This window comes from uncultured Jannaschia sp. (genome assembly GCF_947494055.1).
Lineage (GTDB): Bacteria > Pseudomonadota > Alphaproteobacteria > Rhodobacterales > Rhodobacteraceae > Jannaschia.
Genome location: NZ_CANLTR010000009.1, coordinates 1 through 15,457 on the forward strand (window position 1 = coordinate 1; position 15,457 = coordinate 15,457).

Genomic DNA, 15,457 nt, shown 5'->3' on the forward strand with positions numbered 1-15,457 from the left:
GGCCAGTGGATGAACTGCATGAAGCTGCTCGGTCAAAAGCTCATGGCCCGAGATTTCGATCGTCAGACAGCCGAACTTCAGGTCCGCATCGCCATCCTCAACCGCTACACCGCCCTCGGCATCCCCGTCACGCGGCCCATCCGCTGACATCCACGGGGGAAAAGGGGGAACTCGGCCTTCAGCGCCTTTACGCAACAAGGCCCCCGCAGGCCAACAGTCAGGGTAATAGGAGAACTGACCCTGCCACCGTCCGGCCATCAACGACATCCTTCCGCGACGCAAGTGACGTATAGTCATCCTTTGCCGCGGGTTAGCGCCCACACGGAATTTCCCCTGTACGACGACCCTTTCGCTGGGGATTGACGCGGCGGAATGCATCAACGGCACCCTTGAGAACACATCTTTCCGCTCATTCCCGCAGAATTCAGCTGACGCCTGCTCATCTTTTTGGCGCGACATCCTATATACGGTGGGATACCGGGGATTCGGGGGAACCGTCGGATTGATCATAGGTTGGACGTGTCATCACAATGGCACGACGCGACGTATTGTAGTCGCGACCTCATCACGTCCGGCGCTTGTCCGGCCCTCGCGACGCATTAATTAACCATTTCATTCTTACACGAGACTGCCGAAGGATGATCACCACATCGCCCGAGACCGCCTACGCCGAGCCGGCGCCGACGATGATGACGGCTGCGCGGTCCATACGCGACCCTCGCCTCGACTTCTTCCGCGGCGTGGCGATCTTCGTCATCCTGATCTCGCACACCCCGGGCAACGCCTGGAACGCGTGGATGCCGTCGCAGCTCGGCTTCTCCGATGCGACGGAGATCTTCGTCTTCTGTTCGGGCATGGCCTCCGCCATCGCCTTCGGACGCACCTTCGACCAGCGGGGCTGGGCGCTTGGCACGGCGCGGGTCGCCTATCGTGTGTGGCAGATCTACTGGGCGCATCTCGCGCTGTTTCTCGTTCTGGCGGCGTTTCTGGCCGGGATCGACGCGACGGGCTGGCATCCCAAGGCGATCTATGTCGGCTCGCTGAACCTGATTCAGTTCTTCGAGGATCCCGCGCCCCTGCTCATCGGCCTGATGACGCTGACCTACGTGCCGAACTATTTCGACATCCTGCCGATGTACATGGTGCTGCTGGCGATGATGCCTTTCGCGCTCGCCTTGTCGCGGGTCTCGCTGCCGCTCGTCTTCGCCATGTCGGTCGCGTTGTGGTTCATGGCGCAGGGGCCGCTGCTGGACGGGCTCGGGCTCGGACATTTGCACCTCGCGCTTCCGGCGGAGCCGTGGTCGGACCGGACGTGGTACTTCAACCCGTTCGCCTGGCAGCTCGTCTTCTTCACCGGGTTCGCCCTAATGCGGGGCTGGATCCCTGCGCCGCCGGTCCACCCCTGGCTGATCGCCCTGGCGACCGCCTTTGCGCTGGCCTCGCTCGCGGTTTCGGTGGCGGGCTTCCGCCTTTTCGACAGCGCATTCGTGAAGGGGGCTTATAGTGCGGTCACGGGTTGTAACGAAACCGGCTTCGGCGCATGCAATCCCGTCTTCGACTGGCGCGACGCCAACCGGCCGTGGTTCGACAAGTCGAGCTTCGCCATCCTGCATTACTTGCACTTCCTTTCAATCGCCTACCTTGCCTGGGTTCTTGCGGGCGCCCGGGGGCGCCGTCTCGTTTCGGAGGGCGGGGGCACGCTTGCCCGCACCTGGAACGATGCGGTCGCGGTGGTGATGAAGGTCGGACAACAAAGCCTCGCCGTGTTCATCGCCTCGATGATCCTCGCGCGGGTGAATGGCTATCTGCTCGACGTGATCGGGCGCAACTGGGGGACTTTCGCTCTGATCAACTTGACTGGCATCGGCCTGCTCATCGCCTGTGCCTACGTGGCAGGATGGTTCAAATCGCAGCCCTGGCGGGCCAAGCCGTCGGCGGAGGCCGGGGCATGAGGCGGCGCGGCTTCCTCGCCGGCGTCTCCGGTCTCGCGCTGTCCACGGCGTTGCCGCTGCGAGCCGCACCGCCCGCGATCCTCGAGACGGAGCCGTTCGGCCCGGAGACGGTGATCGAGATGGCCCGGACGCTCGCCGCCAGCGAGTATACGGTTCGCGCGGAAGTGCCACCGGAATGGCGCGACCTGACCTACGACCAGTACCGCCGCATCTGGTTCGATCCGCGTAATGCCGTGTGGAGCGACACGGATCTGCCGTTCCGCATGGACCTGTTCCACCCCGGGCTCTATTTCCCCCGGCCGGTCGAGATCGACGTCGTTGCGAACGGCGAGGCCAATCGTCTGGCCTTCGATCTGGCGCTTTTCGACAAGACGGACGATGCGCCGGACCTGCCCGACGACGCCTCGATGGGCTATTCCGGCCTGCGCCTGCGGTACCGTTACCCGGAGGAGACCAACCCGCGCGAATTCGCGGTCTTCCAGGGGGCGAGCTACTTCCGGGCGATCGGGGCGGATCAGCAATACGGCCTGTCCGCGCGCGGCCTGGCGCTGCGGACCGGCGACGCGGATGGCGAGGAATTTCCGGAGTTCATCCGGTTCTGGGTCGAGACGCCGGGGTCCGACGACACGGCCGTCATCGTCCACGCGCTCCTCGACTCGCCTTCGGTGGCGGGCGCCTACCGGTTCGAGATCGAGCCGGGCCCGGCCTGTCTGATACGGGTGGAGGCGACGCTGTTTCCGCGCGTGGATCTCGATCATGTGGGGCTTGCGCCGCTGACCTCGATGTTCCTCTACGACGAGACGAACCGGTCGCGCTTCGACGATTTCCGTCCCGGCGTCCACGATTCCGACGGCCTGCTGATTTGGAACGGCGTGGGGGAGATGCTCTGGCGGCCGCTCGCCAATCCGCGCGCGCTCGGGGTCTCGGGCTTCGTCGATGACGGCCTGCGCGGCTTCGGCCTGATGCAGCGATCGCGCAAGCTGTCGGATTTCGCCGACCTCGAGGCGCATTATCAGGACCGCCCCAGTCTCTGGATCGCGCCGGAGGGTGATTGGGGTCCGGGCATCGTTCGACTGGTGGAGATCCCGTCCGACAAGGAAATCTACGACAACATCGTCGCCTACTGGCGCCCGCACGAACCGATCCTCGCCGGGTCCGAGCATCGCTATGCATACAACATGATCTGGGGCGACGAGCGGGCCACCGACGCCCCGATCCCGCGCGGCGACGTCGCGCGGGTGATGCAGACCTATATCGGCGCGAACTTCAACCGGGACGGTCAGGTCGTCGCAATCGATTACGCCGAGCACCCCCGGATCGGCGATCCGCTCGAGGATATCACCGTGCGGGTGTCGGCGGACCTGGTCGAGCCGTCCGAAGGCGTGTTGCAGCACAACTCGGAGACAGGGGGTACCCGCCTTACCTTCGGCTTCGATCCTGAAGACAACGAAGCCCTGGAATTCCGCGCTCAATTGTTCCGCGAAGGCGAAGCTGTCTCGGAAGTCTGGCTTTACAGATGGACCTCGTCATGACCGACCCCGATCCCGGCCGGATGCCCGCACCGCGTCCGCTCGCCCATCCGCGGCAGGACCTCGCCCGTCGGTTCCACGATCGTGCGGCGCCGAGCTTCGTGCGCGATGCGGATGCGGCCTTCTGGCGTCTCGGCACGTTCCTTCCGGCGGCGGTCGCCACCGTCCTTCTTCTCTGGGGGTTCCTGTCGTGGTTCGCCAATGACGGCACGACCTGGGCGGAGGCGCTACTGGCCGTGCTGATCGGCGTCGGGTTCTTCTGGATCGCCTTCAGCTTCACGACGGTGCTCGCAGGCGCCTACGCGATGTTCCGCCGCGTCGCAGTGGCCGACGGACCGGTCCGCCCCCTCGACGTGGCGCTTCTGGTGCCGGTTCACGAGGAAGCCCCGTGGGACGTCATGGGCAATGCCGCGGCCATGCTCGAGCGCCTCGCCGCGGCGCCGGGGGCGCATAGCTACGCGCTCTATATACTGTCGGACACGCGCAATGCCGACCTCGCGGCGCAGGAAGAAGCCGCCTACGCGATGCTCCGGCATCGTATGCCGGACGTACCGATCTGGTATCGCCGCCGGCGCGTGAACACCGACCGCAAGGTCGGCAACCTCGCGCAATGGGTCGAACGTTGGGGCGGCGGGCACGACGCCATGCTCGTCCTCGACGCCGACAGCCTGATGTCCGCACAGGCGATCCGGGAACTTTCGGATGCACTCGGCCGCGACCCGACCGCCGGACTGGTCCAATCCTTCCCACAACTTATCGGCGCCCGCACCCTGTTCGCCCGCAGCCAGCAATTTGCCAACGCCATCTACGGCGTCGCTCTGGCCGAAGGGTTGGCACGCTGGACCGGGCACGAGGGCAATTACTGGGGCCACAACGCCATCATCCGCACCCAGGCCTTCGCCGCCTCCGCCGGCCTGCCGCATATCCGGTCCTTCAGCGGGCGCGACAACCTTATCCTGAGCCACGACTTCGTCGAGGCCGGGCTGCTGCGTCGCGCAGGGTGGTCCGTCCGATTCCTCCCGCGTCTGCGCGGCAGCTACGAGGAAACCCCGCCGACACTCATCGACCACGTCTTGCGCGACCGTCGCTGGTGCAAGGGCAACCTGCAGCATCTGGGTCTCCTCGGCACGCGCGGCTTCCACGCATTGTCGCGCTTCCACATGTTCCACGGGGCCGTCGGTTATCTGCTTTCGCCGCTCTGGTTCCTGCTCCTCGCGCTCTGGGCCACGATCGGCGTCTCGGAGGAGCGGTCGGTCATCAATTACTTCTCGCCCGAGAACCCGCTGGTGCCGAACTGGCCCGAGATGTCGCCGGTCAATCACGTCTGGCTGATGGCGACGATGTATACGCTCCTGCTCGCGCCGAAGCTCATCGGCGCAGGCGTCCTCGTCGCGTCCGGCACGCGGTTGTCGTATCTGGGCGGCGGGTGGCGCTTCACCGGGTCGCTCCTGCTGGAGATCGCCGTTTCGATCGCCTACGCGCCGATCCTCATGGTTCAACAGACGTTGGCCGTCATCGCGGCGTTCGCGGACGTCAAGTTCGACTGGACACCGCAATCGCGCGCCGGAACGCCGCAAAGCTGGACGACGCTGCTGCGCTTTCATGCGTTCGAGACGGTGATCGGCCTGCTGCTTTTCTTCGGCATGCTGACGGGGTTCGTCTCCTACTGGCTGATCCCGATCATGGCGAGCCTTTTGCTGGCCGCGCCCCTCTCGCGCCTGTCGGCCGTGCCGGTCTTCGGCACGATGGCGACACCGCAGGAGGTCCGGGCGCCGCTCGTCGCGAAGCGGGCCGCGCGCTGGCGGGCGGAACTCCGGGCCGCCGTGGCGCCGACCCCCGCCGAATAGGTCATTCGCGGGGGAGGGCCTCGAACCAGTCGAGCATCATTTCCGCCCATCCCTCCGGCACGCCATGGCCGCCGGGGTGGAGGGCGAATTCCAGGGCGCTTCCCGGCGCGCAGGCCCAGGCCCGCCGCAGGAACCTATCCGTTTTGGCATAGGCGGTCGGGGCAGGGCTTTCGCAGCCATTCGCCCTGCGGAACAGCGACAGACCCTCGATGATGTCGCCCTGCAGGTAACGTCCCCCGCCGAGCGGGCGTCCCTCGAGCGGCACCGTGCCGTCCGACCAGCCATGGGTCTGGAACAGCCGGACCGGACCCGCGCAGCTTTCGGGATGCGGCCGCCAGAACCCACCCGCGACCGGCGCGTAGGCCGCGTAGGCATCCGGCGTCCGGCAGGCAATGTAGGTCGTGAGGAACGCGCCGTTCGAAAACCCGGCGAGGATCACGCGCGACGCGTCGATCCCGTGACGGGCGGCGGCGTCCGCCACGACCTGGGCCAGGAACGCCGCGTCGTCCCGCCGCCCGGTTTCGCCCATGCGAAAGGACCAGAAACCGCCGCCACGTCCCTCGCGGCTGAGCCCGTCCGGCGCGATCATTGCATAGCCCCGCCCGCTGAGCGCCTCGACCACCCCGCGCATCCGCATCATCGTCGCGCCGCTCGCTCCGGCGCCGTGCAGCAGGATCACGGCCGGCGCGTTGTCCATGTCAGGCCGGATGATCCGGTAGGTCCCGCCAGCGATCTCGCATAGTCCGTCAGGTCCCGGGCATTCCTGTGCAACCCCGAGCCCGGCCCAGAACGCGAGCATCGCGGCGCCCGCGATCCGCCGGAACACCGCGAGGCGCCCATATCCGTTCATCGTCTTACTCCGATCCACCACGTCTGCTGACTTGATCGCATTGATACCGTCAGGCTCTTTCCGCAGGCACTTCGGTATCATTCTGCGGCGACAAAGGCTGGTCAACGCGCCGATGCGCCACAGTCGCCTGAGCGTGAACCTCAATGCGCAGGTCTCCGCGAACGGCTTGCTCGGTCGCAGGGCAAGGCAGGACCTTAAGCAACTCAACCCGAAATAACGCCCGGACCCGGACCCGGAACGACGCCGCCGGCCTAGCGTGGCGCGTCTACAATTTGCCCATCTCTCTTGCCACCGAGCGCGCCCAGCTCGGCCAGTCCATCGTCGCTTTCCCTTGCCTCTGACAGGCCAGCGCCGATGGTGGCAAAGACAGTTATGGGTCAATGCGTCAGGCCGAAGGGCCCGGGGAACGTACACGGAGGCGGACGTTTATGCAGACCGGAGGCGCAAGCGCACCCTACGTCCTGGCAACGCTGATCCCGCCCCGCCATGCAAGCGGGCCGGCACCGCTGGCACCATCGTCCTCAGCGCTCAGTCCGCCAATGCGCACGCCTCGACCGCCCCGACGGCCGTCACCCATCCGCGTCCGGCGCCTCCGAGGGCCGCGACAGACGGAACCGGCCGAAGATCGGGCGGTGATCCGAGGCGATCCGCGCCAGTGGGCCGTCGACGACGTGGCATTCGACAAGTTCGACGCCGTCCAACCATGCGAAGCGGTCGAGGCGCAGGATCGGGCGCGCGGCTGGAAAGCTGGGGCCGGGGCTTTCGGTCTGCATTCCGGATCGGAGGGGCTCGAGCCCGCGCGCCGCGGCCCATTCGTTGAAATCGCCCGCCATCACCGTCGGGCAGGGCGGCATCGCGTCGAGCTTCTCTCGGAGAAAATCCAGCTGAAGTCGGCGGTTGCGACGAAGAAGGCCGAGATGGACGCCGACCAGCCGGACCCGAAGGCCCGCCAGCCGGAGGGTCGCGATGACTGCCCCGCGCGGCTCGAACGCCGGAAGGTCGAAGCGCTGGATATCCTCGATCACCACGTCCGGGGAGACGAGCACGGCGATCCCGTGCCAGCCGATCCCCAGTCCCGAGGCTGAGAGGTTCAGCGTCTCGTAGCCCGCGATCCGGCGGTCGATTGCCGGGAGGGCGGAGCGCCGGGGGTGCAGCCGGAAGTCGGCTTCCTGGAGGATAACGACATCGGCGCCGAGCCGGCCGATCACTTCCACCGTACGCCCCGCCCGACGCCGCAGATCCTGGCCCAGCCCCTTGCACACGTTCCAGCTGGCGACGGTCAGCTCTCCGGGCGCGGTCCCCCTCATCGCGCTGCGTCCGAAGGGCCAAGAATACAGGGAGATGCTTCGGCTGCGCCGTCCCGGCACGGGGTCCCGTCGCCTCGAAGGGTGGGCCTCGATACCTCGCGAAAGTCACCCATCTGATCTCCCCCGCGTCGTCAACGTATCGCCACGCGATCCCAAGTCGCTTCCAATTCGGTCCGCGTGACTACCACATGTCGCCAAGGGGACCGAAAGCCCCCAATCCTCGTCCCATTGCGCACGCAAGGCCGCGTGGAGCGCAGGCGACGTGCTGAACACGCCGCTTTCGAAGTTTACGCTGCCGCTGAGAATGTCGAGATTGAAGCTGCTGACGGAGGACCACGCCTCGTCCACCTGCGCGAGCTTGGCGTGGATCATTCCGCCCGTGTATTCGTGAATCCTCACCCCGCGGCGGGCGAGGGCCAGTGCGAAGCCTTGCCCGAGCACGTCGATCAGGCGGTGATCGCTGCGCGCGGGCATCAGGATACGGACCTCTGCGCCGTTCTCCACAGCGGAGATCATGGCCCGCCACAGCCGCCGGTTCGGAACCAGGTAGGGCGTCGTCAGGAGGACCGAGGACCGCGCCTGTGCGATCCGTTCGGGAAGCGAGCGCCGAAGATCGGCCTGCGGATGCAGGTTCGGCCCGCCGATCGCGTAGGTCCAGCCTTCCTGCATGTCCCGCGCGTCCGTCACGTGCGGGTCGAGCCTGCGATCATGCGCCCGGCGCGAGGTTCGCTCGAACTCCGCCACGATCGCCGGCGGAAGCGGACCGCCGACCCGGATCATCGTATCGCGCCATTGCAGCATGTAATCCGCGTAGCAGGAGCCGCCGACCATCAATTGGGCCTCGTCACAGATCAGGGTCTTGCGATGCAGCCGATGCACGTTCCGGATCGGGTTGGATGCGACATCCCACGGGCCGTTCAGCATCGTGATGCGTCCCCCGCTCCGAAGCAGCGCCTGGCCGCCGTCGCTGTCGATCAGTCCGCGACTCCCGATCCCGTCCGCCAGAACACGCACGTCGACACCTTGCCGCGCCTTCGCCGCAAGCAGGTCGAGAAGCCTGCGGCCGATGCCGGTCGTGTCGAAGATGTACTGCTCGAGGCGGATGCTCGTCCGGGCACTGTCGCATTGCGCCATCACGGCATCCCAGATGGCCCGGTTGTCCTGGAACAGCTCCCAGTCCGGCTCGTCAGGCGTCCAATTCGCCGTGTATTCCTGACGCCTGCGTTCCACGGGCATGGCGTTGAACGCGCACGGTGGGACAGTTGTTCAGACGATTTACCGATCGACCGTTGCGCCAATCCCGCAGGTCCATGAAGGAGTCGCCGCCGGCCGCGTTCACCGATGGGTCCTTTGAGTTTGGAAGAACTTGGTGCAGTCGATCGTCCGGCCACGCCGATAGCGACGCAACGCCCGGGGCCCGAAAAGGTCCGGGTGCAGACCGTACGCGTCTCGAAGGTCAGACCAGTTCAGGCCTTTCAAGTCGAGCGTCGGGTCGGGATCGCACCGTTACTTCTTCGTTCAATGACTGCGATCGCCTTTCAGCTCGTCGAGGTCGTCCGGGTCGGTCTTGTCACTGAGCAGAAGCGCCACGGGTCGAAGCGGACGGACATGCGCGGCGATGACGGTGATGGCGATGGTGACGGGGACCGCGAGGATGGTGCCGACGAGCCCCCAGACCCAACCCCAGAAGAGCAAGACGACCAGGACCACCAGCGGGGACAACGAGACCTGTTTTCCCTGGACGCGCGGGTCGATGTAGTTGCCCATGATCTGCTCGATGACGAGTAGGCCGCCGCCGATCAACGCCGCGGTGCCGGGATCCTTCTGCAGGAACGCATATAGAACCGGCAAAGCGCCCGCGATCAGGGAGCCGAAGGTCGGAACGAAGTTCAGGAAGAACGCCAGCAAGGCCCAGACGATCAGCAGGTCGAGGCCGAATATCCACAGCCAGGCCACGTAGAGCATTCCCGTCAGCAGGCCGAGAATGGTGCGCGCCAGAAGGTAACGCCGCAGCCGGTCGGCGACGATGCCGACCGAATCCATCGCATCCTGCCGTGACCCGCCCGCCAGGCTCGCGACCTTCTTGCGCCAGTGCGGCGCCTCGACCAGCATCAGGAGCGTCAGGAAAAAGATCAGCACGAGCGATCCCAGCGTCGCCTCCGCAGCGCCGAGTATTGCCGCGGCATTGTCCGACGCCAGCTCCGCCAAACGACCGGTCAGCGATCCGCTGGCCGTGCCGAAGAGCGTTCCGAGATGGTCGCGGAGTCCACCGACGTCGGTCCGGGTCGCGTCCTCCGCCGGCGCGCTCGTCGGAGACGGCGCGGCCCCCGGAGATGGCCCGCCGGCCGCGGTTTCCGACGCGTCCGAGCCGAACGCGGGAAGGAGCCCGGTTTCCCCGGTGCCGAGCGGGAAACGGTCCACGACCTGTTCCGCGGCGAGCCAGATGGAGCCGAAGAAGACGAGGAGCGCCAGGAGGATCGTCCCCATCGCCGCGACATGCCCGAGCCAGTGGAACCCGCGCGGCGCGCGTTCCGAAACCTTGCGATCGACCGGCACGACGAGGAGGGCGAGAAAGACCGAAAACACGACCGGTACGACGACGGCGCCCGTGGCGCGGAGCGCCCAGACAATGAGGATGAGGGCGATCGCCACGACGCATCCGAGCAGCACGGAGCGCTCACGGGTCTGCGCGTCACGGGGATGGCGGTCGTCCATCTGTGCCCTCGCGTCCATCGTTCGATCGCTACGACAGGGAGGGAAATGTCTGACATCCCCGTGGGCGACGTCTCGTCCTCTCTCTCCGTCGGGCCCGTGCAGCGCGATGCGCCGCTGTAGCCGCCGATCTCAGGACCCAATCGTGGCTGCGACATTTTGTTCCGCGTTCCGTCCTGGTGGCCTTGGAGCTTGGCATTCCTCACAATCCGAAGGACCAGGCCTTCGGCCCACCCGCCCGGCGGTTATCGGGCGAATAGGGGGGCACGGCCTGCGTCTCGTCGAACCAGAACCAGCCGTCGCAGCGCCGATAACGCTTCGGAGCAATTCCGAGTATCGCTCTGTCCTGGGGCGGTCGCTGACGCCGATGAAGCGCTCCAGCCGCTCCTCCGCGCGTCTGCGTCGAGGTCCTCGTCGGCGGCGAGGTCGAGCAGGCAGCGCGGTTGGCAGGTCTGTTGGCACAGCCGTTCGGAGCTGTCCACGAGGGAGGGGCGGACCCGCTTGACCGCCATCATGCCGCCCCAGTCGGCCGCCGCAGCGACGGTGCCCGCATCACAGCCCCGGTGCAGCGCGAGATCGTTCACCCCAATCACGCGGGCGGTGGACAGGTGAGGACCGGGAACGGCCTAGGCGGGCCGACGACATCCGGCTGGGTGTAACGTTCTTTGTTCATGAGAATCTAGATTGCGATCCGCGAAGTATAACCGTTCGGGCATGCCCCATAGGTTTGTTCCACGGATCCCAGTTCCGGGCGGAACCGGCCGACCCCGGCGGCGACGCAGAATGGCGGACCGAACGATCGGGCTTTGTCTCCGAAGAGATTGTAGTCGTTCGACAGGAGCGGCCGGTCCGCGCCCTCCCAGGGGACGGGCACCACACGGACACCGGAATGCGCGATCCTCGTCTCAACGTCGGACGGGCGTGGTTCGGAGATCAAGTAACGATCGTCGCGCCGGATCTCGACCGCCTGCCCAATCCATCGAAGTGCTTTTCGAAGCGGATAGGATCGCTGAGGCGGATGTCGCGGAAAATCGTGCTGACCGGCTTGGTGCCCGGACGGTCCAATCGGATCGGTCTTGCCGTGCGCTCTCGGGCATGGCAGCCGCGGGAACGGACCCGACGCAGCCCCCGGAGCCTTCGCTTGGCCGTCACCCTCACCGATGTCACCAAGCGGTTCGGCGGACAGGCCGCGGTCGACGGGGTCTCCGTTGATATTGCGGACGGGGAGTTCTTCGTCGTCCTCGGACCCTCGGGCTGCGGAAAATCGACGCTTCTGCGCCTCGTCGCGGGGCTTGAACGGCTCGATGGGGGGCGGATCGCGGTCGATGGCGCCACCGTTTCCACCCCGGAGCGGCACGTTCCGCCCGAGGCGCGTGGCATGGGGGTGGTGTTCCAGTCCTACGCGCTCTGGCCGCATATGGACGTGCGCGACAACGTTGCCTTCCCGGCCGAGAGTCTCGGTCGCCCCCGTCGGGCCGCGCGTGACGAAGCGTCGGCGCATCTCGCGACGGTGGCGCTGACGGAATACGCCGACCGCCGTCCGGCCGAACTGTCGGGGGGGCAGCGCCAGAGGGTCGCGCTCGCTCGGTGTCTGGCCGGCGGGGCGCGGACGGTCCTGATGGACGAACCGCTTGCCAATCTCGACCCTCATCTGCGCGGGGCGATGGAGGGCGAGATCGCCGCCTTTCACGCCCGGGCCGGCGCCACGACGATCTTCATCACCCACGACCAGCGCGAGGCGATGGCGTTGGCCACCCGCGTCGCGGTGATGTCGCGGGGTCGCTTCCGACAGGTCGCCCCGCCGCAGGCGCTCTACGAGCGTCCCGCCACGGAGGAGGTCGCACGCTTCATCGGGCGCGCGGGGATCCTCGACGCCCCGGTGACCGGGGGCGTGGCGACGCTCGGCAATGCGTCGGTGTCGGTGACCGGTTCGCAACTGGACAAGGCGGGTCCGGCCCGGATCGTCATCCGGCCCGAGAACGTGCGACTGGGCGAAGGGCCACTCGCCGCGCGCCTCCTCGACGTCTTCTACCGCGGCGGTGTCTGGGAGGCGTTCGCCGAAGTCGAGGGCCTGAGCGCGCCGCTGCCGGTCGCGAGCCCGCGACGGATCGTGGAGGGCGAGCGTGTCGCGCTCGACATCGCGAACGGATGGGTCCTCCCCGAGAACTCAGAGGCGCCAGGGCACGACGCCGGGCGGCAAGCGGCGTCCCAGCCGGTCGAGTAGCGCCATCAGCACCACCGTCGCCACCACGGTCACCGTCGACATCGCCGCGGCGAGCGTCGTGTAGCCTCCATCCTCGAAATTGAAGATCGTCGTTCCGATCGTCTCCGCGCCGCGCGACCAGAGCAGGGCGGAGACCGTGACTTCGTTGTAGGCCGTCAGGAACACGAGGATCGCGCCCGATGCCGCGGCGGGCGCGACGAGCGGCAGGTGGACGCGCCGCATCCGCCGCCCGAACCCCGCGCCGGACACCCGTGCCGCGTCGTCGAGCGCGGGGTCGAGCTGTCCCGTCGCGGCCGCGACCGGCTTCAGCCCGATGGCGAAGAAGGCGGTCAGATAGGCCAGGAAGATCAGCGTCAGCGTATTATAGAGCGAGATGCCAACGACCGGGATCGGCCGCAGATAGACGAGGATGAAGGCGATCGAGATCACGAGGCCGGGAATCGCGTAGCTCATCTCCGCGAAGGTCGCGACCGCGCCGCCGATGCGGCGCCCCGTCGCCGGCGCACCGTCCGCGAAGCGTGCGACGAATACGGCCAGCCCCGCCAGCGCGAGCGCCGCGCCGCCAGCGACGAGGGTGGAGTTGGCGAAGGCGCGGACAGGCGCGTCCTGGCGCAGCAGCGCCTCGGCGTAGTTCTCGAGCGTCACCGTCCCGAACGTCAGTGGCACGCCGTAGGTGGCGACGAACGAGGTGGCGACGAGCGAGGCGAGCGGCAGGATCAGTGTCCCCGCCACGAAAGCGCGAGCCCCGCCTCCCAGAGGGGATGGCCACGCCCGAGCGCGAGGCGGAGCGGCGGCTGCGGCGGCCCGATCAGCGCGGCGCGTACCCGCCGCTGCAGCCAGCCCTGCAGGAGCACGATCGCGACGGCCAGCCCCGAGAGCAGGATCGACAGCACGGCGACGTCGGCCAGCACGCTCGGCCCGAACCCGGCGAGCCGGCGCCAGATCAGGACCGGCATCGTGACGTAGCGACCCGGCACGCCGAGCAGCGCCGGAATGCCGAAATTGCCGAGGGCGGAGACGAAGGCGAGGCCGGTCGCGGCGATGAGCGACGGCGCGAGAAGCGGCAGGACGATCCGGCGCAAGAGCCGCCACGGCCCCGCACCGGCGATCCGTGCCGCCTCGATCATCTCGCGCGGCAGGGCACGCAGCGCGGCCAGAACGACGAGGAAGACGAGGGGCGCGTGCTGGATCGTGAGCAGGAAGATGACCCCGCCCCGTGAATGGAGCGGATGCGCGGTGCCGATTGCCGGCGCGAGACCGACCCAGCCCAGGACCGGGCTCGACGGTCCGAGCGCCTGGATCCACGCGACCGCCGTGACATGCGGCGGGATCATTATCGGCAGCAGGAGCAGGAAGACGAAGACGCCCTTGCCGCGGATGTCCGTCAGTCCGATCAGCCCGGCAAGGCAGGTGCCGACGACGAGCGCGCCCAGAGCGGAGAAGGCCGCGCTATCGAGGCTGTTGAGAAACGCACTCCGGACCGAGGCGCTCGACAGGGCCTCGACGAAAGGGTCGCCGCCCCGGCTTGTCGCGGTCCATACGAGGCGGCCGAGCGGCAGGACGAAGAGGAGTCCCGCCGCGAGACAGATCGCGCCGAGGGTCAGGCCCTCGCCGGAGGGCCGGCGCGGCGTCAACCGCCGAAGATCTCGACGAAGCGCTCCTTGTAGGCGGCGTCGTTGGCGAGCGCATCGGCGGGATCGAAGTCGATCATGTCGATCTCGGACCTGTCGGGGAAGCCCGGGGGCGGCGCGATGTCGGGATGGGCCGGCAGGTAGCCCTGGCTCGCGGCGAGTTCCTGGCCCTCGGGCGAGAGCAGGAAGTCGATGAACGCCTTGGCCGCGTCCGGGTTCTGCGCGGTCGACAGGATCGCGGCCGGCTCGGTGACGGCGGAGACGCCCTCCTCGGGGAACACGAAGGAGACCGGCGCCCCCGCCTCGGCGTTCCGGATCGCGAGAAAGTCCACGACGAAGCCGTAGAGCGCCTGTCCGCCGGCCACGGCCTGGTAGGTGCCGCCGTTGCCGCCCTGCGCGATCGCGCCCTGATCGGACAGCCCCTGATAATATTCCCAGCCGAGTTCCGGCAGGCTCGTCAGGGAGATCATGTGGATGGTCGCGGCGCCGGACTCGAGCGGCGAGGGCATGACGATACTGTTCGCCGCTGCCGGATCCAGAAGATCCGCGTAGGAAGCGGGCACCATCTCGGCGGCGTCGTTCACCACGATTCCGGTCGTGATGAGCTTGGTCGAGAAGTAGTGGCCCTCGGGATCCATCAGTCCCGCGTCGTAGGCCTCCGTGTCCGCCTCGAGATAGGACATCAGCCGGTTCTCCTGCTTAAGGCTCTCCATCGTCACCGTATCGGCGATCAGGAGCACGTCGGGCTGCGGCTGGCCGGCCTCGAACTCGGCGCGCAGGCGGGCCATCATCTGCGTGGTCCCGTCGCGGACCCATTCGACCTCGACATCCGGATGGGCCGCCTCGAAGGCGTCCACCGTCTGCTGCGCGTCCTGGTCGGGCTGCGAGGTATAGAGTACGAGCGGCCCGGACGCCGTGTCCTGGGCCAGGGCAGGCTGAACGATGGCCAGCGCGGCCGCCGCGGCGATGCAGGTGTTGCGGATCATTCGTAAGGTCCCCCGATGTTTCCCGGCGCAACTAGATGCGCTTTGCGACGATTGCGCGACATGCGCTCTCCCGACGGCCCATCGCACGTCGCGGCTCCGCATAGGGCGCAAAACAGGTGTTCAGACCGGATGCGTGCGGCACCGAACCAGCCCGTTCTTGCCAAGGCCTCGGATCGGCGCAGAGAACCGGCGCGTCGATGCATCCGCCGAAGGTCAGATCCAAGCTCCCGTCCACCGCCTGCGCGGGGGACCTAGTCGTTCCGGTCGCGGCCGCTCGAGGTCAGGAAATCGTATCCGACCAGGGCGACGGTCAGGACGATCACCGCGATGAGATCGGGACTCGGGACCTCGATGGCGAGGATGGCCACGAAACCGGTGAAGGTCGCGAAGGCGGCGAGTGCGAGGAGACGGTCCATTCT

The 15,457-nt window shown here is 67.4% G+C and carries 13 protein-coding genes and 1 pseudogene; 5 read left to right on the forward strand and 9 right to left on the reverse strand.

The annotated features are described in order from the left end of the window. The 4 genes and pseudogenes from Q1A87_RS10240 to mdoH all read left to right on the forward strand — a co-directional run. Window positions 1-147: pseudogene (locus Q1A87_RS10240) on the forward strand (IS5/IS1182 family transposase); the annotation flags it as partial. 491 nt (window positions 148-638) lie between these two features. Next, a complete protein-coding gene (locus Q1A87_RS10245) occupies window positions 639-1,952 on the forward strand; it encodes an OpgC domain-containing protein (RefSeq protein WP_299650707.1) in 1,314 nt (437 codons plus the stop codon). Continuing rightward, entirely contained in the window at window positions 1,949-3,484 is a 1,536-nt protein-coding gene (locus Q1A87_RS10250) for a glucan biosynthesis protein G (RefSeq protein WP_299650710.1), read from the forward strand. The genes Q1A87_RS10245 and Q1A87_RS10250 overlap by 4 nt, the downstream gene beginning before the upstream one ends. Beyond that, on the forward strand, window positions 3,481-5,328 hold the full coding sequence (gene mdoH / locus Q1A87_RS10255; protein WP_299650713.1) for a glucans biosynthesis glucosyltransferase MdoH: 1,848 nt from the start codon (window positions 3,481-3,483) through the stop codon (window positions 5,326-5,328). Before Q1A87_RS10250 ends, mdoH begins: the two co-directional genes overlap by 4 nt. 1 nt (window position 5,329) lies before the next feature. Here the strand turns inward: mdoH and Q1A87_RS10260 are convergent, their stop codons facing one another. The 5 genes from Q1A87_RS10260 to Q1A87_RS10280 form a co-directional block, all read right to left on the reverse strand. Beyond that, window positions 5,330-6,178 carry a PHB depolymerase family esterase gene (locus Q1A87_RS10260; RefSeq protein ID WP_299650716.1) on the reverse strand — a complete coding sequence of 283 codons (849 nt, stop codon included), beginning with the start codon at window positions 6,176-6,178 and terminating at the stop codon, window positions 5,330-5,332. A 569-nt stretch (window positions 6,179-6,747) separates the two neighbouring features. After that, the gene (locus Q1A87_RS10265; protein WP_299650719.1) at window positions 6,748-7,485 is read right to left on the reverse strand and encodes an endonuclease/exonuclease/phosphatase family protein; all 738 of its coding nucleotides are present in this window, start codon (window positions 7,483-7,485) and stop codon (window positions 6,748-6,750) included. Window positions 7,486-7,590: 105 nt separating this feature from the next. Next, a complete protein-coding gene (locus tag Q1A87_RS10270; protein ID WP_299650722.1) occupies window positions 7,591-8,715 on the reverse strand; it encodes a phosphatidylserine/phosphatidylglycerophosphate/cardiolipin synthase family protein in 1,125 nt (374 codons plus the stop codon). 288 nt (window positions 8,716-9,003) lie between these two features. Next, window positions 9,004-10,200: an AI-2E family transporter gene (locus Q1A87_RS10275; protein WP_299650725.1), complete on the reverse strand. Its 1,197-nt coding sequence runs from the start codon at window positions 10,198-10,200 to the stop codon at window positions 9,004-9,006. Window positions 10,201-10,442: 242 nt separating this feature from the next. Continuing rightward, complete coding sequence (locus Q1A87_RS10280) at window positions 10,443-10,712, reverse strand: hypothetical protein (protein WP_363322984.1); 270 nt, start codon at window positions 10,710-10,712, stop codon at window positions 10,443-10,445. Window positions 10,713-11,338: 626 nt separating this feature from the next. Between Q1A87_RS10280 and Q1A87_RS10285 the strand changes: the two genes are divergently transcribed. Next, complete coding sequence (locus Q1A87_RS10285; protein WP_299650728.1) at window positions 11,339-12,421, forward strand: ABC transporter ATP-binding protein; 1,083 nt, start codon at window positions 11,339-11,341, stop codon at window positions 12,419-12,421. Here the strand turns inward: Q1A87_RS10285 and Q1A87_RS10290 are convergent. From Q1A87_RS10290 to Q1A87_RS10305, 4 genes are all read right to left on the reverse strand, one after another. Next, window positions 12,365-13,153 carry an ABC transporter permease subunit gene (locus tag Q1A87_RS10290; protein WP_299650731.1) on the reverse strand — a complete coding sequence of 263 codons (789 nt, stop codon included), beginning with the start codon at window positions 13,151-13,153 and terminating at the stop codon, window positions 12,365-12,367. The genes Q1A87_RS10285 and Q1A87_RS10290 overlap by 57 nt on opposite strands. Further along, a complete protein-coding gene (locus tag Q1A87_RS10295) occupies window positions 13,138-14,055 on the reverse strand; it encodes an ABC transporter permease subunit (RefSeq protein WP_299650734.1) in 918 nt (305 codons plus the stop codon). Before Q1A87_RS10295 ends, Q1A87_RS10290 begins: the two co-directional genes overlap by 16 nt. Beyond that, window positions 14,052-15,038 carry an ABC transporter substrate-binding protein gene (locus Q1A87_RS10300; RefSeq protein ID WP_299650737.1) on the reverse strand — a complete coding sequence of 329 codons (987 nt, stop codon included), beginning with the start codon at window positions 15,036-15,038 and terminating at the stop codon, window positions 14,052-14,054. Before Q1A87_RS10300 ends, Q1A87_RS10295 begins: the two co-directional genes overlap by 4 nt. Before the next feature lie 251 nt (window positions 15,039-15,289). Then, window positions 15,290-15,454, reverse strand: coding sequence for a hypothetical protein (locus Q1A87_RS10305; RefSeq protein WP_299650740.1), 165 nt, complete (start codon window positions 15,452-15,454; stop codon window positions 15,290-15,292). Window positions 15,455-15,457: the final 3 nt, after the last annotated feature.

Bases quoted from the DNA above. Each gene is read 5' to 3' on its own strand.
- Q1A87_RS10305 (WP_299650740.1), bottom strand. From the start codon at position 15,454: ATGGACCGTCTCCTCGCACTCGCCGCCTTCGCGACCTTCACCGGTTTC.
- Q1A87_RS10300 (WP_299650737.1), bottom strand. From the start codon at position 15,038: ATGATCCGCAACACCTGCATCGCCGCGGCGGCCGCGCTGGCCATCGTT.
- mdoH (WP_299650713.1), top strand. From the start codon at position 3,481: ATGACCGACCCCGATCCCGGCCGGATGCCCGCACCGCGTCCGCTCGCC.
- Q1A87_RS10250 (WP_299650710.1), top strand. From the start codon at position 1,949: ATGAGGCGGCGCGGCTTCCTCGCCGGCGTCTCCGGTCTCGCGCTGTCC.
- Q1A87_RS10260 (WP_299650716.1), bottom strand. From the start codon at position 6,178: ATGAACGGATATGGGCGCCTCGCGGTGTTCCGGCGGATCGCGGGCGCC.
- Q1A87_RS10275 (WP_299650725.1), bottom strand. From the start codon at position 10,200: ATGGACGACCGCCATCCCCGTGACGCGCAGACCCGTGAGCGCTCCGTG.
- Q1A87_RS10245 (WP_299650707.1), top strand. From the start codon at position 639: ATGATCACCACATCGCCCGAGACCGCCTACGCCGAGCCGGCGCCGACG.
- Q1A87_RS10265 (WP_299650719.1), bottom strand. From the start codon at position 7,485: ATGAGGGGGACCGCGCCCGGAGAGCTGACCGTCGCCAGCTGGAACGTG.
- Q1A87_RS10280 (WP_363322984.1), bottom strand. From the start codon at position 10,712: ATGATGGCGGTCAAGCGGGTCCGCCCCTCCCTCGTGGACAGCTCCGAA.